Here is a 21,721-nt window from a genome sequence, read left to right on the forward strand (position 1 = left end):
ACCGTGAACACTGCGGAATTGCTCGAGCTCACCTGCAGTCAGGCCTGGATGCCCCTGCTGGAGAGCCGGATCGGCGACTGGAGGCTTCGCTGGGCCGGCGGGTTCACCGCCCGGGCGAACAGTGCCCTGGCGATCGGCGACCCGGGAAAACCGCTGCCAGACGCCTTGAAACAGGTCTGTGACTTCGCCCACGATCATTCCATCCCGCCGACCGTTCAGGTGATCCAGAACACGTCGACCGAAGACGCCATCGAGGCCCAGGGCTGGGTCCACTATGTGGAACACCGTCCGGCACACGAGGTGCGTTTGCTGACCGGGCCGCTCTCGCGCGGGACCTCGGGGGGAGCGGTGATCCTCGACGAGCCGACGTCCGGATGGTGGGAGATGACGGCGGGCAGTGCGACGCCCGCGGAGGCACCGCGGCACGTTCTCGGCACCGGCAAGGTCGGTTTCGGGTTCGTCGAGCTGGACGGCGTCACGGCCGGGGCGGTGCGCGGTGCGGTCGTCGGCGAGTGGCTGCACATCGCCCGGCTGGAGGTCCGGCCGGAGTTCCGTCGGCGGGGGCTGGCGCGCGGGCTGATGAACGCGGTGGGCGCTTGGGGCGCCGCTCAGGGGGCGACGGGCATGCTCTTGCAGGTCGCGGTGGCGAACTCCGGCGCGCTCGCGCTATACGAGGACCTGGGCTGTACGGAGCACCACAGGTACCGCTACTGGGCCCCCGGTCCGGACACGTGCGAGGATCGCCTGTCGTGAAGGTCGTCATTTTGGTCGGCGGAGTGGGCGGGGCCCGCTTCCTGCTGGGGGTCAAGCAAGCACTGGGTCTGCCCGCGGTCGGTTCCGCGCCGGAATCACCACACGAGGTGACCGCGCTGGTGAACACCGGGGACGACGTGTGGATGCACGGTCTGCGCATCTGCCCGGACCTGGACACCTGCATGTACACCCTCGGCGGGGGGATCGACTCCGAACGCGGCTGGGGGCACTCGGGCGAGACCTGGACGGTCAAGGAGGAACTCGCCGAGTACGGCGCCGAGCCGACCTGGTTCGGTCTTGGCGACAAGGACATCGCGACGCACCTGATCCGTTCGCGGATGCTGCGCGCGGGCTATCCGCTCTCGCAGGTCACCGAGGCGCTGTGCGACCGCTGGCAGCCGGGCGTGCGCCTGCTGCCGATGTCGGACGACCGCGTCGAAACGCATGTCGTGATCGACGATCCCGAAGATCCGGACCAGCGCAAGGCGATCCACTTCCAGGAGTGGTGGGTGCGGTATCGCGCCGAGCCGAAGGCGCATTCGATCATCGCCGTCGGCGCCGACGAGGCCAAACCGGCGCCGGGAGTGCTGGAGGCGATCGCGGCCGCCGACCTCGTGCTGTTCGCGCCGTCCAATCCGGTGGTGTCGGTGGGCACGACCCTCGGCGTCCCCGGGATCCGCGCCGCGCTGCGGAAGACGCGCGCCAAGGTCGTCGGGATCTCGCCGATCATCGGCGGGAAGGCGTTGCGCGGCATGGCCGACGCGTGCCTGAGCGCGATCGGCGTGGAGACGTCGGCCGAGGCCGTCGGACGGCATTACGGTTCCCGCGAGGGATCCGCGGAGGGGGTGCTCGACGGCTGGCTGGTCGCCGAGGGCGAGACCGTCGACGTGCCGGGTGTCGCCGTCCGCGACGTCCCCCTGCTGATGTCCGATGTGGACAAGACCGCGGCGATGGCGCTCGCGGCCTTCGACCTGGCCGGAGTTTCTGTTGAGTGACCACGCTTCCACGAAAATCGAGATCCTGCCGGTCGAAGGTCTGCCCGAGTTCCGTCCCGGTGACGACCTGACCGGCGCGATCGTCAAGGCGGTCCCCTGGCTGCGTTCGGGCGACGTCCTGGTCGTGACGAGCAAGATCGTCTCCAAGGCCGAAGGCATGCTGATCCGCGTCCCCGCCGATCCCGAAGAGCGTGACGCCGCCCGGCGCAAACTCGTCGAGGACGAGTCCGTCCGCGTGATCGCGCGGATCAACCGGACGGTGATCACCGAGAACAAGCTCGGCATCGTGCAGGCGGCGTCCGGTGTGGACGCGTCGAACGTGGCCTCCGGTGAGGTCGCGCTGCTGCCGACGGATCCGGACGCCTCCGCGCTCGCGCTGCGGAACGGGCTGCGCGAGCGGATGGGCGTCGAGGTCGCGGTCGTGGTCACCGACACCATGGGCCGCGCGTGGCGGGTCGGGCAGACCGACGCCGCGATCGGCTCGTCCGGGCTGCGGGTGCTGCATTCGTACGAGGGTGAGATCGACAGCCAGGGCAACGAACTCGCGGTCACCGAGGTGGCGATCGCCGACGAACTCGCCGCCGCGGCGGATCTGGTCAAGGGCAAGCTCGGCGGGACACCCGCCGCCGTCGTGCGCGGACTGCGGCTGACCGACGACGGGTCCACCGCGCGCAAGCTGATCCGGCCGATCGAAGAAGACCTGTTCCGGCTCGGCACCAACGAAGCCATCGCGCAGGGCCGCCGGGAAGCGGTGCTCGCGCGGCGTTCGATCCGGTCGTTCACCGGCGAACCGGTCGATCCCGAGGTGCTGCGCCGCGCCGTCGGGACCGCGCTGACAGCGCCCGCGCCGCACCACACGAAGCCGGTCCGATTCGTATGGCTGCGTGAGGAAGGCCTGCGCCGTAAGCTTCTCGACGCGATGAAGGCATCGTGGCAGGCCGATCTCGAAGGCGACGACTTCACCGCCGAGCAGGTCGCGAAACGCCTCAGCCGCGGCGACATCCTGTACGACGCCCCTGAGGTCGTGGTGCCGTTCCTCGTCGCCGAGGGCGCGCACACCTACCGCGACGAGCGGCGGAATGCCTGCGAGCACACGATGTTCACGGTCGCCGGTGGCGCGGCGGTGCAGGGTCTGCTGGTCGCTCTCGCCGCCGAAGACCTCGGCTCGTGCTGGATCGGGTCGACCATCTTCGCCGCGGACATCGTGCGCGAAGTACTCGGCCTGGACGCGCGCTGGGAGCCGCTCGGCGCGGTCGCGATCGGACATCCCGCCGCCCTGCCGCCCGCTCGCGGCGCGAGCGAACCCGGAGAAGGACTTCTCGAACTGTGACCCTGCACAGCGATGTCGTGTCGACTTTGTCCGGTTGGCGGCCGGTGGACACGGCCCAGGAATCCTTGCGCCAGGCCTATCTCGGCTTCCTGGCCGCCCGTGACGACGTCTGCCGCCGCGAATGCGCGGCCGGGCACGTCACCGCGTCGGCCGTGCTTCTGGACGCCGAAGCGGAAAACGTCCTCCTCACCCTGCATCCGCGAGTCGGACGCTGGCTGCAGCTCGGCGGGCATTGCGAACTGGGCGACGCGACGCTCGCGGACGCGGCTCTGCGTGAGGCACGGGAGGAATCGGGCATCGAGGAGCTGGTGATCGACCCGGTTCCGGTGCATCTCGACGTCCATCCGATCACCTGCTCGCTCGGCGTGCCGACCCGGCATTTCGACGTGCGTTTCGTCGTGCGCGCACCCCGGGGCGCGCGGCCGGTACAAAGCGACGAATCGGACGATCTTCGCTGGTGGCCGGTGAATTTTCTCCCTCAGGGCTCGGAAGACCTCGCCGAACTGGTGGAAGCAGCCCTCCCCGCGCCCCTCGGCCGTTAGGGTGTCGGCTGACGTTCAAGGGGGAATGATGCTGACGACGCTGACGCCATACCTGGGCCGGGTCCGGGTCCACAGCGACGGAGACGGTGACGGCGCCGGCTGGGTACTGCTGATCCTGGCGATCATCATTGTCATCATCGTGATCGTGGTGATCATCGTGAAGGTCAACCAGGCGAAGAAGCCGCCGATGGCCTTCCCGCAGAACCCGAACTTCGGCGGTGGCGGCCCGGCTCCGGGCTTCCCGCCGCCCCCGCCCGCCGGTGGCCCCGCCCCGCAGGGCAACTGGCAGCAGCAGCCCGGTTTTCCGCCGCCTCAACCCGGTTATGGCCAGGCGCCCGGTTACCCGCCGCCTCCGGCTCCGGTTCCGGCGGGTTTCGCGCCGCCGCCCAGCCCGTTCGGCGCGCCCGGGATGTCCCAGCCGCCGATGCTCCAGCCGCCGATGCTCCAGCCGCCGATGCCGCAGCCCGGTTTCCCGCCTCCTCCTCCGCAGGCCGGGCCGCCGATCCACGGCAGCGCCGACCGCACGCAGGTCCTGTCCCGGCAGCAGCAAATGGACGCGGGCGCCGATCGCACCCAGGTCGTCTCGCCCGCCGGCGCCGATCGCACCCAGGTCGTCTCGCCCGCCGGCGGTGACCGGACGCAGGTGGTGCCCGGTAGCGCGGGTGACGCCACTCAGGTCGTCCCCGGCGGCGACCGGACCCAGGTGGTCCCGCCCCGCCAGTAGCCCGACATTCCGTGAAGGCCTCCTTCCCTACTCCATCCATGCCCCACCGCCGCCCACAACGGACGCGCTGCGCGCGCAGGTCGATTCAGAGTGGTGAAGGGAGGCCTTCACGGCATTTCCAGCAGGGAGAAACCGCATGGTCAGTGTCGACCCGAACTCCTCGGTCCCACCCTTCGAGCAGGTGCGCACCGCCTACGCGGCGCGGATCAACGACGGCTCACTGCCCGTCGGGGCGAAACTCCCGACCGTGCGGAAACTGGCCGAGGACCTAGGCATCGCCCCCAACACGGTCGCGAAGGCCTACCGTGAGCTCGAAGAGGCTGGCTTGATCGAGACCCGCGGCCGGGCGGGCACTTTCGTCGGCGCCGTCGGCGACGAAACCCGCGAACGGGTGAGGCAAGCAGCTGCCGACTACGCCGCGCTGACCAGGAAACTGGGCCTCGACCGCGACGAGGCGAAGGCGATCGTCGACGCCGCCCTGGGCTGATCTACCGTCCGCTGGAACGAACGAAGGGGTCTGCCGTGGCCGGGATCATCTTCTCGATCAAGGCGCTCAACAAGCCGAAGCAGCCGCCCGGCTGGTGACGGGGCGTCCGGTTAACCTCTTGGCATGGTCTTCCTTCTGGTGCTGGTGCTCATCCTCGTGGTCTTGGCGGCGGTCGGGATCGGCGTCTTCTTCCTCGTGAAGTCGAACAACAAGCCGCAGCCGCCCGCGCTCCCTCATCACCAGTACCCGCAGCACCCGAGCCAGCAGCAGCCGTACCCGCCGCGGGGCTGGGGCAGCTAGGCGCGGCTCGCACCTCGGGCCTGATGTCCCCAATGCCACATTGGGGACATCGACCAAGGCGCCGCAGGTGTTGGACGTCGGCCTCGCGAGACTCGCGGTAGTCACATCGCGCGGTAATCGCGCAGTTCGATCTTCGGCCCGAATCGCGGGCGCCGGAATCCCGCCGTCGACAGGTAGCGCACCGCGCGCTGCCGCTGCGGTGAATACGGCGCCAGCACCTCGGACATCCCGGCGTCGTCGAGTTTCGTGCCGACGAGCGCGTGCCCGACCATCGACGGGATGTTGTAGTCGCCGAAGCTCACCGCGTCCGGGTCGCCCCAGGCGCGCTGCGCGATCTCCGCGGCGGTCCACACGCCGATGCCGGGTACCTTCCGCAGCCAAGCCCGGCCTTCGACGCCCTTCAGCTCGACGGCCTTCTCCAGCCGGGGCGCGACGCGGGCCGCTGTGATCAGCGTCGTTCGCCGTTTCAGGTCCACTCCTGCGCGATGCCATTCCCAGTCCACAATGGACCGGATGGCGACGGGCGACGGCGGCACGCGCAGCCGTGACGGCCCGGGCCCAGGCGCGGATTCCCCGAACCAGCGGCACAGTTCGCCCCACGACCGCAGCGCCTCCACGCTGGTCACCTTCTGTTCCAGCACGGCGAGCACCAGCGCGTCCCACACCCGGCCGGTAGCCCCGAGGCGCAGTCCCGGATTCCGGCGCCGCGCCGACGCGATGACGTCGTGGTGCGCCACGAATTCGGAGTCGTCGTCGTGCGCGCCCAGCATCGCCGGGACGCCGTCGAGCAGCCTGTCCGCGCCGGGCCCCCAGGCCTCCGCCTCGATCTCGCCGTCCGCGCGCCGCAGCAGCGCGAGCGTGCCCGCGCCGTCCGCGGTGTTGGCGGCCAGCCAGGTGACCCCGCCCTCGGTGCGGACGACGTTGGGCGACCGCGACCCACGGCTCAGCGGACCCAGGACGGTGTCCAGGTCGAGTTCGAAGCCGGGGCGGAACAGCACACGGTGAAACTACCCGGCACTCGGCTAGGGTTGTCCGAGCCACCCGACCCGTAAGCCGATGGAGGACACCGACGATGACCGAGCGACCGGCGAAGGCCTCGATCGTCAGCGGGTACTTCAACCCGCTCCACCAGGGCCACCTCGACCTGTTCGAGGACGCGCAAGCGCGGTCCGGCTACCTGATCGTCATCGTCAACAACGATCACCAGCAAGTGCTCAAAAAGGGCAAAGTGATCCAGACCGAGGACATCCGGGCCAGGATCGTCCGCGCGCTGCGCATCGTCGACGACGTGTACATCGCCGTCGAGCAGGGGCCGGGCATCAACGAATCGTTCGACCTGATCCGGGCGGCGTATCCGGACACGGAACTCGAGTTCTGCAACGGCGGCGATCGGCGCAGCGTCGACGAGCTTCCGGCCGACGAGATCGAGGCGGGGGCCCGCAACGACATCACGTTGCTCTACGGCATCGGGGGCACCGACAAGGCCGACTCCAGCACCCGGATCCTGTCGGACATGGAAGCCTGAGTTCCTTGAGGCCGGCCAGGTGCCTGCCGAGAATTGTCCGAAGACGTTTGCGGGTCTGCTGACGGCAGCCGCTCCTAGGGCCTACCCTAGACGTCACACAGTCGGCCCTGAACCCAGAGGGCCCCAGGTCAGTCGGGAGGCCTAGGGGATGGACCCCCGTGCTCGGGCGGACGCCTTGCTCGCACGCGCCAGTGCGCGTGGAGCCTTCGTCGTGACACCGGACAACGCGACGTCGCCGATGGACTCCGCGAACACCCAGCAGATCCCCCGATCGGTGGTCGCCGAGATCGACCGTTCGTCGGACCCGGACACGACCACGCAGCTACCGGCCTCGCTGATCGCGGAGAACGACCACCCGCTGGCGGGGCCCGAACCGACCACCCGGCTGGACCTGCCGCCGGTGCGGGGCGAAGGTTCGACACAGCCGCAGCCGTACCCGCGCCGTCGCGGTATGCAGCCGACCAGGCCCCTGCCGCAGGCGACGACCCCGCTCAACCGGCGGCCACCCGCCGCGCCGGTGCAGAGCCCCCTGATCGAGCAGCCGGAGCCGGACACCGTCGAGAACGAGATCGGTGGCTTGGTGCCGACGGTGAAGCAGAACCCTTCGGGGCGTTCGAACCTTTCGCGGCGGCTGGACGGCATCTAGCCCCTACTCGCGGGCAGCTCCGTCAGAAAGCCTGGATCACCCGATCGCAGCCCCTTGCCCGGATAGTGCCGCGCGAGCGAGCAGACACCGGCGTTGCCGCCGTCCTTGTAGTAGTTCCACACCGAGCCGAACTGCTCCAAGACGAATACGAGACTGAAGCCGTACCAAACGCCTTTGCCGTGGAGCACCTGCGGCGTGTGGAACTCCTTCGTGCGTTCCGGCGACAAGAACCGTTCTCCGCGGATCGCACGCAAAGACAGGACGAGGTCGCCGACAGTGCAGTACGCACCCCCATCGGGTGAACCGATCGGCGAGATGCGGCGGGGTGAGAAGCCGAGTCGCGCGAGTTCCGGTGGCCGGAACGGCTACTTCTTGCGGGTCTCCAGCTTGAGCCGCAGCGCGAGACCGGCCTTCACCGCGAGCATGACCGGCTTCCACAGAAGGCCGCGGTGACGGTCCGCGAGATAGCGGTAGGCGCTGTCGTGGTGCGCGCGCAGCATCTTTTCCGAAGCCTGCGAAGTCGAGTGCCCGCCGATGTGCATGACGCTGGACGAAGGCGCGTACACGTTCAGCCAGCCCGCGCGGGACAGTCGCTCACCGAGGTCGACGTCCTCGAAGTACATGAAGTAGCGCGTGTCGAATCCGTCGACCGAGTCGAACGCCTCGCGGCGGAACAGCTGGCAGGACCCGGAAAGCCAGCCCGCCGTCCGCTCGACCGGGGTACCGGTCTCCTGGCGGTACTGGCGCGTCCACGGGTTGCCCGGCCAGAACTTGCCGAATGCCGCGTGCCCGATCCCCCTGCCGAAGGACGGCAGCAGGCGAGCCGACGGGTAGACGGTCCCGTCTAGGTCGTGGATCAGCGGACCGAAGGCGCCACCACGCGGCCAGCGTCCGGCGACCTCCAGCAGCGCGTCGAGCGAACCGGGTTCCCATTCGAGGTCCGGGTTCACCACGACGATCCAGCCGTAGCTGTCGTCCAGCGCCGCGACACCGCGGTTGGCGGCCGTGCCGTAACCGACGTTCTCACCGATGCTGACCAGCTTGACGTTGTCCCGCCGGGCGGCCTTCTCGGGCGCGCCGTCCGTGGAGTCGTTGTCGGCGACGACGACCTGGACGTCCCGATCCGTCGCCTTCTCGAGGGTGTCGAGGAACTTCTCGAGGGTTTCGCCGGGGAAGTACGTCACGGTCACGACGGCGAGCCCGTCGCCGTAGCTGGGGTGCTCAGTCACGCGGCCATTGTCCACCCGTCACCGAACGCGATTTCGGCCCCCACCCCGGTCCGGCACCATTTGCCCCAAAGCAACTATGGGTAGTCGCCCGAACTCATTCCGCGATCGAGGTCGGGCAGAATGGATCCATGCCGTGCACGCCTTCATCGACGGGTCGGTGCGTGATCAGCGCCATCTCCTGTGCATGACCCTGGTCGCTCCGGCACAACTCTCGCGCTCACGACGAGAGCTGAACACCCTACTGTTGCCCGGCGCGCGGGAGCCGCACTTCAAGAAGGAGAAGGAAACCCCGCCGCAGGCAGCTGATCGGCCGGATCGCACTCTCGAAGCGGCTACCACGATTACGTGGGGACATGACCGGCTCATCGAAGCGGTCATCGACCTGTAGAAAGCGAAAAGCTTGTGAGACGACCGTCCGGACGCGTCACGAGCTTTCATACGGATACGTGTCCGCCAGAGGGACCGGTGTGCCCCTCAGCCGGCCCGCCGCTGCGCATGCCGGTGCCAAGCCTTCGCGTAGGCCTCCCGGTGACGCTCCGCGGTCGTCGCCCACGAGAACTCCTTCGCGCGCCGCTGCGCGGCTTCGGCCAGCTCCGCCCGCCGCGACGGATCGTCGAGCAGTTCCGAGATGGCCGCGGCGACGTCTCCGGCGCCGACACCGCAATAAGCGACCGCGTCCCCGCCGACCTCCGGCAGGGAAAGCCGCCGTGTCGTGAGCACGCTCGCGCCGCACGCCATCGCCTCCAGCACCGGCAGCCCGAAACCTTCACCGAGGCTCGGGTAGGCGACCAGTTCGGAGCCGCCGAGGAAGCCGGCGAGAGTGTCGAACGGCAGATAGCCGGCGCGGATCACCCGCAACCGGTGCGGTACGGCGTCCAGTGCGCGCTCGACCTGCGAATCCCAGCCCGGCTGACCGGCCAGCACCAGCGCGGGCGGGTTCGGCCTGCTGATCACGGCGTGCGCGAAGCCGCGGATCAGCGCCGGCACGTTCTTGCGCGGTTCCAGCGCGCCGAGGAAGGCGACGTACGGCGTCTTCCCGAGTCCGACGGCCTTTCGCGCGGCTTCGATCTCGGCGGGCGAGGGCGGATGGAATCGATCCGGTTCGACGCCGTGGTGGATGATCTCCAGCTCGGCCGTCCGCACCTGGCCGACGCGCTCCAGTTCGGCCGCCGTCGCGATGCTCGGCACGACGCACAGCGTCGCGCGGCGAAGCGCCGTCGCGGTCCAAGCGCGAAAGAAGCGCGCCTTCACCGACGAGTGCAGGATCGCGTCGGTGAAGAAAGTCGCATCGTGCAGTGTCACCACCGAAGCGGCCGGGCTGGCCAGCGGCATCGTGTAGTGCGGCGAGTGGACGACGTCGGCGGCGAGCCGCCGGACCAGCCGGGGCAGTGTCGCCTGCTCCCAGGTCAGCCGCGCGGTCCTGGTCGAAGTCGACGGCGAGGTGGGCACGATCCGCGCCCCCGGCGCCAGCCGGTCGTACAGCACCGCGTCCCGCGGCTGGCAGACGACGGTGATCCGCGCACCGTCCGTGTCCAGCGCCGCGACCAGCGAGTCCACGTAGCGACCGACGCCACCCCTGTCCGCCGGGACGGCTGTCGCGTCGATCAGCACGCGAGGGTCATCGGTCACCCCCGCAGAGTACGACGGCGCCCTGCCCCCGTGGCGGGGAACCGACAAACTAACGATGCAGGTGAAGAGCCCAAACGGCGGAAGCGGCACGCTGCCAGGTGAACTCACTCGAACGGTCGAGACCGCTGTCACGCAGCGCTGCCGCCTGCTCCGAATGGTCGAGTACGTCTCGCAGGGCACCAGCAAGCGCTTGCGCGTCACCCACCGGTACGACGATGCCCGCTCCCCCGGTGACCTCGACCAGGGCCGGGACGGCCGAGTGCACCACCGGCACCCCAGCCGCCATCGCCTCGATCAGCGGCAGCCCGAACCCCTCCGCCCGGCTCGGCATCGCCAGCACGGACGCGCCCCGCAACACGAACGCCAGTTCCGCGTCGCTCACCTTCCCCAGCAGCCGGACGTCCGCGCCGTACTCACGCGCCAGCGCCCCCGGATCGATCCCGCCCCAGCCCGGCTGCCCGGCCAGCACCAGCGGCACCCCGATCCGGCCGACTGCGTCGATCAGCACGTCGATGCCCTTACGCGGCTCGATCGTCCCGATCGCCAGCACGTAGCGCTCGGGCAGCGCGACCTCGGCGAACTCGGTATGCGGCCGCACCCCGTGCGGAATCACGCTCACCGGGACCGAGACCGGCACCAGCCCGGCGAGCTCGTCCGCAACCGCTTGCGTCGGCACGGTCAGCGCTGTCGCCCGCGACGCGGCCCGCGCGATCACCGCCTTGTGCCACGAGACCCCGCGCGGCGTCAGCGTCTCGGGATGCGTCCACGGCACGGTGTCGTGCACCGCGACCGACAGCGTCCGCCCCCTCGGCACCCGTGCGGGCGCGAGCGGTGTCGGCGCGTGGACCGCGTCGCCGCCCGGCCACCACGGCAGGCCCAGTTGCCAGGCCGCGATCAGCACCCGGGGCGGGACCGGCAGCACTCGCGGTCCGTCGACCCCTTCTACGACCGCGGCCTCGATATTCGCATGCCGTGCGACCACGCTCGACACCGTCCAGCCCGGCGGCGCGGTCTCGGCGAGCGCCCGCAGCAGCTCGCCGGTGTAGCGGCCGGTTCCGCCGGGGACGGGCGCCAGCAGCTGCTCGGCGAGCACGACCAGTTCGGGCATGGTCTCTATTCTCTCTGGCATGACCGCCGCCGAGCCCAGCACCACCGTCGTCGTGGTCACCTGGCGCGGCGCCGCGCATGTCACCGCCTGCCTCGACGCCCTCGCCGGGCAGTCCCGCCCGCACCGCACCCTGGTCGTCGACAACGCCTCCGACGACGGCACGGCCGCGCTGCTCGCCACCCACCCGTCGCGGCCCGAGGTGCTCCGGTTGCGGCGCAACACCGGCTACGCGGGCGCCATGGCCGCCGCACTGGACAAAGTGGACACTCCGCTGATGGCCTGGCTGAACGACGACGCCGCGCCCGCCCCGGAATGGCTCGCGAACTGCGAAGACACCCTCGCGAAAGCCCCGCTCGCCGCGGCTGTGAGCGCCCGACTGACGCTGGCCGACGGAACCGTCCAGTCCACCGGCGTCCGCCTGACCGCCGACGGCCACGGCGCCGACCTGCCGGAGCCCGCCGACGAGGTCTTCGGCTTCTGCGGCGGCGCGGCCGTGCTGAACGTCGAGGCACTGCGCTCCGTCGGTGGAGTCCCGGCCGCCTACTTCTGTTACTACGAGGACACCGACACCGCGTGGCGCCTGCGGCTCGCGGGCTGGGACGTCGTCAGCGCCGACGCCGAGGTCATCCACCAGCATGGCGCGAGCACTCGACCCGGTTCGGCCCAGTTCCACCTGTGGAATGAACGCAATCGCCTGCTGACCCTCCTCCGGTGTGCTCCGGGACAGGTGGCGATCCGGCAACTGGTGAAGTTCATCGTCCTGACGGCGATACTCCCCCTTCGAGGGCTCCGTCGTACCAAGAAACCAGCGGCCCCGAACTTCCGTCTCAGCCTCCGGTGCCGGGTCCTGGGTGCCGTCGTCGCCCGCCTTCCGCGCACGCTGTTCGAGCGGCGGGCCATCGGACGGCGGGCGGCGCTCGGCCGAGGCGCGGTCTGGGACGCGTGGGCCGGGCTTTAAGCTCTGGCAGAAGACGGAGATGAAGGCTGAGTCCGAGAAGGGCCTCGCCGGCACCAGTAGTGAGGGGCAGGCGAACGAGCGCCCTGGCGACGCGAAGCGGTCGCGGGCTCTTCATCGACGCCGTCCAATCGAGTGCAGGGAGTACTGCTTTGACGCAGGGGGAAACGCAACCGGTCGTCTCGGTGATCGTGGTGAACTATCGCGGGGCCGCCGACACCGTCACCTGCCTGCGCGCACTGGCCGGACACGATTACCCGAACCTCGAGGTCATCTGCGTCGACAATGCTTCCGGCGGCACCGACGTGGCCGAGATCAAGGCGGCGGCCCCGGGTGTCAAGCTCGTCGAGTCCCCGGTGAACTCCGGCTTCGCCGGAGGCTGCAACCTCGGCGCGAGGCACGCCACCGGTACCGTCCTCGCTTTTCTCAACAACGACGCCCGCCCCGCGCCCGGCTGGGTGGGCACGGCCGTCGCCGAACTGCGCGCGCAGCCGACGGTCGCCGCGGTGGCCAGCAAGGTCCTCGACTGGGACGGCACCGGCACCGACTTCGTCGACGCGGGCCTGACCTGGTTCGGCATGGGCTACAAGCGCCACGCGGGCAGCCTGCTGGCCGACGTCCCGGCCGCCGAGCACGAGATCGCCAAGGACGTCCTGTTCGCGACAGGTTCGGCGATGTTCGTCCGCGCCGGGGTGTTCGCCGAACTCGGCGGGTTCGACGAGCGGTTCTTCATGTTCTATGAGGACGTCGACCTCGGCTGGCGACTGAACCTGCGCGGCTGGCGCGTCCGGTACGTGCCGGAATCGCTGACCTACCACAAGCACCACGCCACGATGTCCACAGTGGACGCCCCCGACTCCGGCCGTGAGACGTTTCTGCTGGAGCGCAACGCTTTGGCCGCACTGTACAAGAACCTCTCCGACGAGACACTGTCACGCGCGTTGCCCGCCGCGCTGGCGCTCGCCGTCCGCCGGGCGACCGCGCGCGGCGATCTCGACGCCACTCGGTTCGATCTCGCCAAGGGCGTCGGCCCGGCCGAAACCGGTCCGGTCGAGGTGCCGCGGACGACACTGGCCGGCGTGCTGGCGATCGACCAGTTCGTCGAACTGCTGCCGTCGCTCGCCGAGTCCCGCGCCGCCGAACAGGCCGTCCGTGTCCGCACCGACGCCGACCTGCTTCCCTTGCTGCGCAAGGCCTTGGAGCCCGCGTACCCACTGCCGCGCTACCTCGCGGCGCACGACATCCTGGTCGAGACGTTCGGCATCGACGCGCTCTTCGGGCAGCGCCGCAAGGTACTGGTGATCACCGGCGACGCGATCACCGAGCGGATGGCCGGCCCCGCGATCCGCGCGTGGAACATGTCCGCGACCCTGGCCACCGAACACGACGTCCACCTGGTGACGATCAACCCCCTCGCCGACCCGCCACCCGCTGCGTTCCAGGTCAGCGCGGCGACCCGGCGCGACCTGGAAGCCCCGATCGCCTGGGCCGACATCATCGTCCTGCAGGGCCACGTGCTGGAACTCGCGCCCTCGCTCAAGAAGCAGTACGCGCACAAGATCGTGGTCGCGGACCTGTACGACCCGATGCACCTGGAACTGCTCGAACAGGGCAAGGGCGTCCCCGACGACAAACGCGCCCTCGACCTCATCGGCGTCACCAAGGTCCTCGACGCGCAACTGGAACGCGGCGACTTCTTCCTGTGCGCGTCGGATCGTCAGCGCCACTTCTGGCTCGGCCACCTCGCCGCGATGGGCAGGCTCTCGCCGCGGCTCTACGACGCCGACCCGACCACCCAGTCGCTGCTCTCGATCGTCCCGTTCGGCCTGCCGCCGCAGGCACCGGTTCGCACCGGCCCCGGCCTCCGGTCCACTTTGGACGGAATTGGCGAGACCGATCACGTCGTGCTGTGGGCGGGCGGGGTCTACAGCTGGTTCGACCCGCTCACCCTGGTCCGCGCGATCGAGCGGCTGCGGCAACGCCGCGGCGATGTCCGCCTGGTGTTCCTCGGGATGAAGCATCCCAACCCCGAAGTCACCGAGATGGACATCGGCGCGCGCACGATGCTGCTTTCCGACACGCTCGGGCTCACCGGCAAACACGTGTTCTTCAACCAGAACTGGGTGCCGTACGAGGAGCGCCAGAACTGGCTGCTGGACGCGAATTGCGGCGTCACCACGCACTACGAGCACATCGAGACGACGTTCGCCTTCCGCACCCGGGTGCTGGACTACCTCTGGGCGGGCCTCCCGATCGTCACCACCGACGGTGACTCGTTCGCCGACCTGGTCCGTGAGGAACGGCTCGGCGTCGTCGTCCCGGCCGAGGACGTGGACGCGCTGGCCGACGCGCTGGAAAAGGCGTTGTACGACGAAGAGTTCGCGGCGGGCTGCGTCGAGCGGATGGCCGCCGTCGCCCGGCGTTACGCCTGGCCGGAAGCGCTGAAACCGCTGGTGGAGTTCTGCCGGAACCCGCGCCCCGCCGCGGACAGACTACCCGGTTCGGCGGACCTCGTACTCACCGAACCGGTGCGGGGCAAGGAAATACTGCGTCGCGACGTCGACTTGATCCGCGAGTACCTCGCCGACGGCGGCCCGAAGGAACTCGTGCGGCGCGTCGGCGGCCGGGTGGTCAAGGTCGCCAGGCAAAGGCTCGGCCGTGGCTGACCGCCCCTTGCGCGTCCTGCTCGACGGGACCCCGCTTCTCGGTGCCAGGACGGGTATCGGCCGGTACACGGTCGCGCTGTCCGAAGAGCTCGCGTCGATGTCCGAAGTGGACACTCGCGCGGTCGCGTTCACGTTGCGCGGCTGGCGGCGCCTGCGGAAGGTGCTGCCGCACGGCGTCCAGGCCCGCGGCATGCCGGTGGCCGCACGGTTGCTGCGCAAGGCGTGGCTGCATTCCCAGCTGCCGCCGGTGGAACTGTTCGCCGGCCCGACGGACGTCGTGCACGGCACCAACTTCGTCCTGCCCGGACGGCTCCGCGCGGCCGGTGTGGTGACGATCCACGATCTGGCCTTTTTGGACGCTCCTGGGGAGCTCTCGCCGAGCGATCACGAACTCCCTCGGCTGGTCCGCCGGGGCGCCCGGCTCTCCGACGTGATCTGCACGCCCACCAACGCCGTCGCCGACCGCATCGCCGAACGGCTCGACGTCGACCGCAGCAAGATCGTGGTCACCCCACTCGGGGTGAACCCGGCCTGGTTCACCGCGCGCCCACCGGACAAGGAACGCCGCGAGGAACTCGGCCTTCCGGACAAGTACCTGCTCTTCGCCGGTGCCCCCGGGCCGCGCAAGGGCCTGCACTGGCTCCGGCAAGCACACGAGGCCGCGCCGGATCTGCCGGAACTGGTGTTTGTCGGCCCCGGCTCGTTTCCCGTGGGCCCACGTTCGCGGCATGTCGGCTACCTGTCGGACGTGAACCTCCGGAGGGTCGTCGCCGGGGCGAGCGCGCTGGTGCTGCCGTCGCGCGACGAGGGCTTCGGGCTCCCGGTGCTGGAAGCGATGGCGTCGGACGTACCCGTGGTGTGCACGGACATCCCGGCGCTGCGCGAGGTCGCCGGGAACTGCGCGAGCCTGGTCCCCTACGAGGACGTCGACGGTCTCGTGGAGGCCCTGCGGATCGCCGTCAGCGACCCGCACGCCGTCGCCACCTCGGCCGTGCGCCGCGCTCACGTCGCGAACTTCACGTGGCGCACGTGCGCCGAACTCACCGTCGCCGCCTACCGCCAGGCCAGCACCCAGCACTGACCGCCCGCAATTCGTCCTCTAGTTGCGGTACTTGCATGCGCAACTACCGCAACTAGAGGACGAAACGCGAGGGGATCAAGAACCGAAGTAGGCCTTCAGCGCATCGGACCAGTCCTGAAGCGGCGTGAGGCCCGCCTCGCGCCACGAAGCGTTCGACAGCACCCCGTACACCGGACGCACCGCCGGACGCGGGAACTCCGACGTCGCACAAGGCTTCACCCGCGCCGGATCCGCGCCGAGTTCCGCGAAGATCGCCTGCGCGAACCCGCACCACGTCGTCGACCCACCACCCGTGCAGTGCAGCACCCGTTGCGACGGCCCCTGCCCGGAAGCGACCTTCCCGGCCAGTTCCAGCAGCCCGGCGGCGAGATCGCGGGACCACGTCGGCGAACCGGTCTGATCGTCCACAACGGACAGTTCTTCGCGTTCCTTCTCCAGCCGTGCCATGGTCTTCACGAAGTTCGATCCGGTCTTGCCGTACACCCAGGACGTCCGCACGATCCAGGACCGAGCCCCCGAGCCGAGGACCGCGTCCTCACCGGCCGCCTTCGTCCGGCCGTACGCGTTGAGCGGCCCCAGCAGATCACCGGTCTCGTACGGCGAAGTCGCGTCGCCAGGGAAAACGTAGTCCGTCGACACGTGGATGAGCGGCACTCCTCGCGACGAGCACGCCGCGGCGAGCACCCGGGGGCCGTCGGCGTTCACCGCGAACGCCCGCTCCTCATCGGCTTCCGCCGCGTCCACCGCGGTGTAGGCCGCCGCGTTGATCACCACCGGCGACGTTCCGGCCGCGCGTGCCCGGTCCGCCAGTTCGGTCACCGCGGCGACGATCTGACCGGTGTCGCGCACGTTCAGCTCCGCCGACGACGGTGTCGCGGCGTCCGGCGCCAAGGCCGCGATGTCCTGTCCCAGCTGGCCGGAGCCGCCCGGCACGAGAATGCTCGGCAACTCCTCACGCCCCCGCACGGTTCTTCAGCGGCTCCCACCAGGACCGGTTTTCCTGGTACCAGGCGACAGTGTCGGCCAGACCGTCCTCAAAGGACCGCTGCGGCGTGTAGCCGAGCTCCTGCGAGATCTTGCCGATGTCGACCGAGTACCGGCGATCGTGCCCCTTGCGGTCCTCGACCGGCTCGACACTCTCCCAGTCGGCGCCGACGGCGCCGAGCAGCAGCTCGGTCAGTTCGCGATTGGTCAATTCCGTGCCACCGCCGATGTTGTAGACCTCGCCCGGCCTGCCGCCGTCGGCGACGAACTGGATACCGCGACAGTGATCGTCCACGTGCAGCCAGTCACGCACGTTGAGCCCGTCGCCGTACAGCGGGACCTTCTTGCCGTCGAGCAGGTTGGTCACGAAGAGGGGAATGACCTTCTCCGGGAACTGGTACGGACCGTAGTTGTTCGAGCACCTGGTGACACAGACGGGCAGACCGTGAGTACGGAAGAAGGAGCGTGCCAACAGATCCGAGGACGCCTTCGACGCGGAGTACGGCGAATTCGGCTCCAGCGCGTGGCTTTCAGTCCAGGATCCCTCGTCGATCGAGCCGTAGACCTCGTCGGTGGACACGTGGACGAACTTCCCGACCTCGGCTTCGAGCGCGCCCTGCAACAGGGTCTGCGTGCCGAGCACGTTGGTCAGCACGAAGTCGGCCGCCCCGGTGATCGAACGGTCCACATGGGACTCGGCGGCGAAGTGGACGACCAGGTCGATACCCCGCATCAGCTCACCGACCAGGGCGGCGTCGCAGATGTCGCCTTTTTCGAACCGGTAGCGCGGGTTCTTGCTCACCGGCTCCAGATTCGCCTCATTGCCCGCGTAGGTCAGTTTGTCGAGTACGACCACCTCGGCGTCGGCAAGACTCGGGTACGCCCCGCTCAGCACCTGACGGACGTAGTGCGAACCGATGAACCCGGCACCTCCGGTGACCAGCACGCGCATCCCGGGATCCTCCCTTTACGACTTCCGGCCCAGCCGAGTGTGCACGACCGGGGCAACCTCCCACCAGCCTACGGACGTCTAACACCAGGGTCAGTAGAGTCGTGGACGAGGCACGCGTGTGCCCTGGGGAGATTCGTGGAGGACCGCACGTGACCGAGTGGCCCGGGCCACCCCGTCCGGCACGCCGGAACGGCGGCGTCGTGGTGTTCGCCCGCCGTGGGGTGAAGGTCGTGTTCAGCCTGGTCTCGATCACGATCCTGGCGCTGACCTGGTGGGGCTGGCAGTTCATCGGCGACCCGACGAAGGGCTTCGCGACCACGAACATCTTCGAGGACAACGGTCACCCGCCGGCGAAACCGCTGGACGGCGCGATCGACATCCTGCTCGTCGGCCAGGACAGCCGCACCGACGCGCAGGGCAACCCCCTGCCGCGCGAGGTCCTCGACATGCTGCATGCCGGGGTTTCCGACGGCGAGCGCCAGACCGACACGATGATCCTGGTGCACATCCCGCAGAACGGCAAAAAGGCGGTCGCGTTCTCCTTCCCCCGTGACTCGTGGGTCGAGATCACCGGCGGCTTCGGCAAGCACAAGCTCAACAGCGCGTACGTGTACGCCTACAACGACACGTCGAAGACACTGCAGCAGCAGGGCAACTCGGACCTCAAGGACGTCGACGCCAAGGCCAAGGACGCCGGCCGCAAGAACCTGATCGCGACACTGGAAAAGTTCATCGGCAAGCCGAAGATGATCGACCGGTACGCCGAGGTGAACCTGTCGAGCTTCTACGAGATCACCAAGGCGATCGGCGGCGTCGAGGTCTGCCTGAACGGGCCGGTCAAGGAACGGAAGTCCGGCGTCGACCTGCCCGCCGGACGGCAGACCGTCGAAGGCGTCCAGGCACTCGCGTTCGTCCGCCAGCGATACGACCTGCAAAACGGCGACCTCGACCGGATCGCGCGCCAGCAGGCCTTCCTGTCCGGGCTGGCCAACAAGGTCCTGTCCTCCGACGTCCTGGTCAACCCGGCGAAGATCGCGAACCTCATCGACGCGGTGAAGAAGTCGGTCGTGCTGTCGGCGGGCTGGGACCTGCCGGAGTTCGCCGCGCAGATGCGTGGCCTGACCAGCGGAAACGTCGAATTCCACACGATCCCGACCCAGGGCGACGCGACGATCGGTGGCGCCGCCGTGCTCCGGGTGGACCCGGCGCAGGTGCAGGCCGAGATCACCCGCCTGACCTCCGACGGGCAGACCACGCCCACCGAGACCTCGGCCAAGCTGCCGGGCGCGGAAGCGGTGACGGTGGAGATCTTCGACGGTTCAGGCTCCCCCACCCTGGCCACCGAGACCCGGAACCTTCTGCAGAGCAAGGGTTTCAAGCTCGCGGCCGACGCCAAGCTCAGCACCCGCAACTCCACGGTCGTCCGGTACGCGCCGGGCGACGAGGACGCGCTCGCCCTGATCAAGCAGGTCTTCGGCACCGCGGTCCAGACCGAAGCCGATCGCGACGTCGCCCCGGGCAAGGTCCGGGTCCTGCTCGGCAAGGACTTCAAGGGCGCTGCCGCCGGCGGCGCGACCACGACCCCGCCGAAGACGTCGACCCCCTCAAAGCCTGCTCAGCCCCCCTCCAGCGCTCCGGCGGTACCCAGCACGACGCCGATCGTCGCGGGCAATGTGCCCTGCGTCAATTAATGAGCGGGTACTCAGCGTGGCCGACCTCGCGGTGGCCTAGCCTTCTCCTACGATCGGATCAGTGGGTACGCCAGGGGAGGTGAACAGGGATGGACAGCGAAGACAAAGACGCGGATGAGCGTTCTGAGCAGTTGGACGCCGAAGACCCGGAACCGGAAGAAGACGCCACTTCGGACACCGAGAGTGACGAAGAGTCTCGGTTCGTCCCGACGCCGTACCCGCGGAATCCCCTCCCCCAGCCATCCACCCCGCCCGAAGACGAAGCGGTCTCGGGCGTACTCGCCTTGCCGGAGCGCCCGCTGCGCCGCGCCGGCCGGGTCACCCGCCGGATCGCGCTCGGTCTCGTGTCCCTGCTCGCCCTCGGCACGACGGGCTACGCGTACGTCACCAAGGACCAGCTGCAGAGCAACGTCCCCACGACGAACGCCCTGAGCAAGGCGGACGATCCCGCCGCACCGCCCGCCGACGACGGCGCGATCGACATCCTCCTGGTCGGCAGCGACGCGCGCACCGACGCGCAGGGCAACCCGCTGCCGCTCAAGGTCCTCAAGCAGTTGCGCACCGAGGAGAAGGCGGGCGTCAACACCGACACCATCATCATCTTGCGCATCCCGAAGAACGGCGGGAAGCCGTCCGGGGTCTCGATTCCGCGCGACACCTGGACCGACATCCCCGGCCGCGGCCCGAACAAGATCAATTCGGCGTATGGCGTCGCGAAGACCGACTACGCGAACGCGCACCGCGGCGAGCCCGACCAGGCGAGACTCGAACGCGATTCCGACCAGGAGGGCCGCAAGGCACTGGTCCAGACCGTTCAGGACCTGACCCAGCTCCGCGTCGACCACTACGCCGAGGTCAGCCTGCTCGGGTTCTACCTGCTGACCGAGGCGCTGGGCGGGGTCAAGGTCTGCCTGAACCACTCCACCGAGGACAAGGACTCCGGCGCGAACTTCCGGCGCGGCGAGCAGACCGTCTCGGGCGGCGAAGCGCTTTCCTTCGTGCGCCAGCGGAAGAACCTGCCGCGCGGCGACCTCGACCGCATCGTGCGACAGCAGACCTTCCTGTCCTCGGCGCTGAACCAGGTGCTCTCGGCGGGCACGCTCACCAGCCCGTCGACGATGAGCGGCCTGATGGACGTCGTTCGCCGGTCGATCGTCCTGGACGAGGATCTGGACCTGCTGGAGTTCGCGCAGCAGGCGAAGGGGATCGCGTCGGGTGACCTGACGTTCACGACCATCCCGGTGGTGAACGTCAACGGCCGCAGCGCGGACGGCCAGAGCATCGTCGAGATCGACCCCGCCGCCGTGCGGACCTTCGTTTCCGGCCTGGTGGGCCGGGGCGGGGGCGGCGGGTCCTCCGGCGCGGCTCCGCTGCTCGCCGCGTCGAGCGTTCCCTGCGTGAACTAGCGTGAGGGCGTGAGCCTCACCGAACTGCTGCTGCGGCCCCTGCTCGGGTCGCCCGCGAAACCGCTGATCACGCACTACGACGACAAGCAGGGCAGCCGGGTCGAACTGTCCGTGACGACCACGGTGAACTGGGCCGCCAAGACGGCGAACTGGCTGGTCGACGAGTTCGACGTCGAACCAGGCGACGAGGTCGCCGTGGTGCTGCCGTCGCATTGGCAGACCGCCGGCGTCCTGCTGGGCGCGTGGTGGTGCGGCGCCAGGGTGGTGACGGAGACCGCGGGCGCACGGGTGGCGTTCATCGCGCCGGACGGCGTTTCCGGCGCGGCCGCGACGGCCGTCGTCTCGCTGCACCCGATGGGCCTCGGACTGCCCGCCGGTTCCGTGCCCGACGGGGCCTTGGACTACCTGACCGAAGCCCGGCTTTCGGGCGACCAGTTCCGCCCGCTCTCGCCCATTCCCGGCGACACCCCGGCACTGGGTTCGTCCACTGTGGACGAGGTGCTGGCCGAAGCCCGTTCGCGGGCTTCCTCGGCGGGCTTGTCCGCGGCGGATCGCGTTCTGTCCACTGTGGAATGGGCGAGCGAGGAAGGGATTCTCTCGGGGTTCCTGACGCCGCTCGCGGCCGGTGCGCATCTGGTCCAGGTCACCGACGCGGATCCGGCCAAACTGGCTTCTCGGCGCGAAGCCGAACGGACGACCGCGGATCTCCCCGCCTGAC

Annotated in this window: 23 protein-coding genes; 16 read left to right on the plus strand and 7 right to left on the minus strand. The window is 69.5% G+C overall.

Annotation, left to right across the window (positions count from 1 at the left end):
- Positions 1-18 precede the first annotated feature (18 nt).
- The 7 genes from ACM6LU_RS00960 (at position 19) to ACM6LU_RS00990 (ending at position 5,131) form a co-directional block, all read left to right on the plus strand.
- Positions 19-753, plus strand: a complete 735-nt coding sequence (locus tag ACM6LU_RS00960) for a GNAT family N-acetyltransferase (RefSeq protein ID WP_414937047.1) — start codon at positions 19-21, stop codon at positions 751-753.
- Positions 750-1,748, plus strand: coding sequence for a 2-phospho-L-lactate transferase (gene cofD, locus ACM6LU_RS00965; RefSeq protein WP_414935658.1), 999 nt, complete (start codon positions 750-752; stop codon positions 1,746-1,748). The genes ACM6LU_RS00960 and cofD overlap by 4 nt, the downstream gene beginning before the upstream one ends.
- Complete coding sequence (locus ACM6LU_RS00970; RefSeq protein WP_414935659.1) at positions 1,684-3,078, plus strand: coenzyme F420-0:L-glutamate ligase; 1,395 nt, start codon at positions 1,684-1,686, stop codon at positions 3,076-3,078. Before cofD ends, ACM6LU_RS00970 begins: the two co-directional genes overlap by 65 nt.
- A complete protein-coding gene (locus ACM6LU_RS00975; RefSeq protein ID WP_414935660.1) occupies positions 3,075-3,620 on the plus strand; it encodes an NUDIX hydrolase in 546 nt (181 codons plus the stop codon). Before ACM6LU_RS00970 ends, ACM6LU_RS00975 begins: the two co-directional genes overlap by 4 nt.
- 28 nt (positions 3,621-3,648) lie before the next feature.
- Entirely contained in the window at positions 3,649-4,344 is a 696-nt protein-coding gene (locus ACM6LU_RS00980; RefSeq protein WP_414935661.1) for a hypothetical protein, read from the plus strand.
- A gap of 136 nt (positions 4,345-4,480) precedes the next feature.
- Positions 4,481-4,831, plus strand: a complete 351-nt coding sequence (locus ACM6LU_RS00985) for a GntR family transcriptional regulator (protein ID WP_414935662.1) — start codon at positions 4,481-4,483, stop codon at positions 4,829-4,831.
- A 123-nt stretch (positions 4,832-4,954) separates the two neighbouring features.
- The gene (locus ACM6LU_RS00990; protein WP_414935663.1) at positions 4,955-5,131 is read left to right on the plus strand and encodes a hypothetical protein; all 177 of its coding nucleotides are present in this window, start codon (positions 4,955-4,957) and stop codon (positions 5,129-5,131) included.
- Between the two features lie 101 nt (positions 5,132-5,232).
- Here the strand turns inward: ACM6LU_RS00990 and ACM6LU_RS00995 are convergent, their stop codons facing one another.
- Positions 5,233-6,129: a DNA-3-methyladenine glycosylase family protein gene (locus ACM6LU_RS00995; RefSeq protein WP_414935664.1), complete on the minus strand. Its 897-nt coding sequence runs from the start codon at positions 6,127-6,129 to the stop codon at positions 5,233-5,235.
- A 74-nt stretch (positions 6,130-6,203) separates the two neighbouring features.
- Between ACM6LU_RS00995 and ACM6LU_RS01000 the strand changes: the two genes are divergently transcribed.
- Both ACM6LU_RS01000 and ACM6LU_RS01005 read left to right on the plus strand, forming a co-directional pair.
- Positions 6,204-6,656 (plus strand): adenylyltransferase/cytidyltransferase family protein, encoded by a 453-nt coding sequence (locus ACM6LU_RS01000; protein WP_414935665.1) that lies wholly within the window; start codon positions 6,204-6,206, stop codon positions 6,654-6,656.
- Positions 6,657-6,867: 211 nt separating this feature from the next.
- The gene (locus ACM6LU_RS01005) at positions 6,868-7,302 is read left to right on the plus strand and encodes a hypothetical protein (protein WP_414935666.1); all 435 of its coding nucleotides are present in this window, start codon (positions 6,868-6,870) and stop codon (positions 7,300-7,302) included.
- On the opposite strand, the gene ACM6LU_RS01010 is transcribed toward ACM6LU_RS01005, so the two are convergent.
- Both ACM6LU_RS01010 and ACM6LU_RS01015 read right to left on the minus strand, forming a co-directional pair.
- The gene (locus tag ACM6LU_RS01010; protein ID WP_414935667.1) at positions 7,299-7,529 is read right to left on the minus strand and encodes a hypothetical protein; all 231 of its coding nucleotides are present in this window, start codon (positions 7,527-7,529) and stop codon (positions 7,299-7,301) included. The two genes, ACM6LU_RS01005 and ACM6LU_RS01010, sit on opposite strands and share 4 nt — an antisense overlap.
- Positions 7,530-7,667: 138 nt before the next feature.
- On the minus strand, positions 7,668-8,531 hold the full coding sequence (locus ACM6LU_RS01015; protein WP_414935668.1) for a glycosyltransferase family 2 protein: 864 nt from the start codon (positions 8,529-8,531) through the stop codon (positions 7,668-7,670).
- 133 nt (positions 8,532-8,664) lie between these two features.
- On the opposite strand from ACM6LU_RS01015, the gene ACM6LU_RS01020 reads away from it, so the two are divergent.
- Entirely contained in the window at positions 8,665-8,919 is a 255-nt protein-coding gene (locus ACM6LU_RS01020) for a hypothetical protein (RefSeq protein WP_414935669.1), read from the plus strand.
- An 86-nt stretch (positions 8,920-9,005) separates the two neighbouring features.
- On the opposite strand, the gene ACM6LU_RS01025 is transcribed toward ACM6LU_RS01020, so the two are convergent.
- Complete coding sequence (locus ACM6LU_RS01025) at positions 9,006-10,142, minus strand: glycosyltransferase family 4 protein (protein ID WP_414937048.1); 1,137 nt, start codon at positions 10,140-10,142, stop codon at positions 9,006-9,008.
- 67 nt (positions 10,143-10,209) lie between these two features.
- A complete protein-coding gene (locus ACM6LU_RS01030) occupies positions 10,210-11,268 on the minus strand; it encodes a glycosyltransferase family 4 protein (RefSeq protein WP_414935670.1) in 1,059 nt (352 codons plus the stop codon).
- 19 nt (positions 11,269-11,287) lie between these two features.
- Here ACM6LU_RS01030 and ACM6LU_RS01035 point away from each other — a divergent pair, with 19 nt between their 5' ends.
- From ACM6LU_RS01035 to ACM6LU_RS01045, 3 genes are all read left to right on the plus strand, one after another.
- Positions 11,288-12,226, plus strand: coding sequence for a glycosyltransferase family 2 protein (locus ACM6LU_RS01035; protein ID WP_414935671.1), 939 nt, complete (start codon positions 11,288-11,290; stop codon positions 12,224-12,226).
- A gap of 149 nt (positions 12,227-12,375) precedes the next feature.
- Positions 12,376-14,889 (plus strand): glycosyltransferase, encoded by a 2,514-nt coding sequence (locus tag ACM6LU_RS01040; protein WP_414935672.1) that lies wholly within the window; start codon positions 12,376-12,378, stop codon positions 14,887-14,889.
- On the plus strand, positions 14,882-15,970 hold the full coding sequence (locus ACM6LU_RS01045) for a glycosyltransferase family 4 protein (RefSeq protein ID WP_414935673.1): 1,089 nt from the start codon (positions 14,882-14,884) through the stop codon (positions 15,968-15,970). The genes ACM6LU_RS01040 and ACM6LU_RS01045 overlap by 8 nt, the downstream gene beginning before the upstream one ends.
- Positions 15,971-16,045: 75 nt before the next feature.
- Here the strand turns inward: ACM6LU_RS01045 and rfbD are convergent, their stop codons facing one another.
- Together rfbD and rfbB are read right to left on the minus strand one after the other, a co-directional pair.
- A complete protein-coding gene (gene rfbD / locus ACM6LU_RS01050; protein ID WP_414935674.1) occupies positions 16,046-16,936 on the minus strand; it encodes a dTDP-4-dehydrorhamnose reductase in 891 nt (296 codons plus the stop codon).
- The gene (gene rfbB, locus ACM6LU_RS01055) at positions 16,923-17,906 is read right to left on the minus strand and encodes a dTDP-glucose 4,6-dehydratase (protein WP_414935675.1); all 984 of its coding nucleotides are present in this window, start codon (positions 17,904-17,906) and stop codon (positions 16,923-16,925) included. Before rfbB ends, rfbD begins: the two co-directional genes overlap by 14 nt.
- Positions 17,907-18,055: 149 nt before the next feature.
- Here rfbB and ACM6LU_RS01060 point away from each other — a divergent pair, with 149 nt between their 5' ends.
- The 3 genes from ACM6LU_RS01060 to ACM6LU_RS01070 all read left to right on the plus strand — a co-directional run bounded on the left by ACM6LU_RS01060 (position 18,056) and on the right by ACM6LU_RS01070 (position 21,720).
- Entirely contained in the window at positions 18,056-19,597 is a 1,542-nt protein-coding gene (locus ACM6LU_RS01060) for an LCP family protein (protein WP_414935676.1), read from the plus strand.
- Between the two features lie 89 nt (positions 19,598-19,686).
- Positions 19,687-21,003 carry an LCP family protein gene (locus ACM6LU_RS01065; RefSeq protein WP_414935677.1) on the plus strand — a complete coding sequence of 439 codons (1,317 nt, stop codon included), beginning with the start codon at positions 19,687-19,689 and terminating at the stop codon, positions 21,001-21,003.
- A 9-nt stretch (positions 21,004-21,012) separates the two neighbouring features.
- Positions 21,013-21,720: a TIGR03089 family protein gene (locus ACM6LU_RS01070; RefSeq protein WP_414935678.1), complete on the plus strand. Its 708-nt coding sequence runs from the start codon at positions 21,013-21,015 to the stop codon at positions 21,718-21,720.
- Position 21,721: the final 1 nt, after the last annotated feature.

The organism is Amycolatopsis sp. cmx-11-51 (assembly GCF_047608665.1).
Taxonomy (GTDB): domain Bacteria; phylum Actinomycetota; class Actinomycetes; order Mycobacteriales; family Pseudonocardiaceae; genus Amycolatopsis.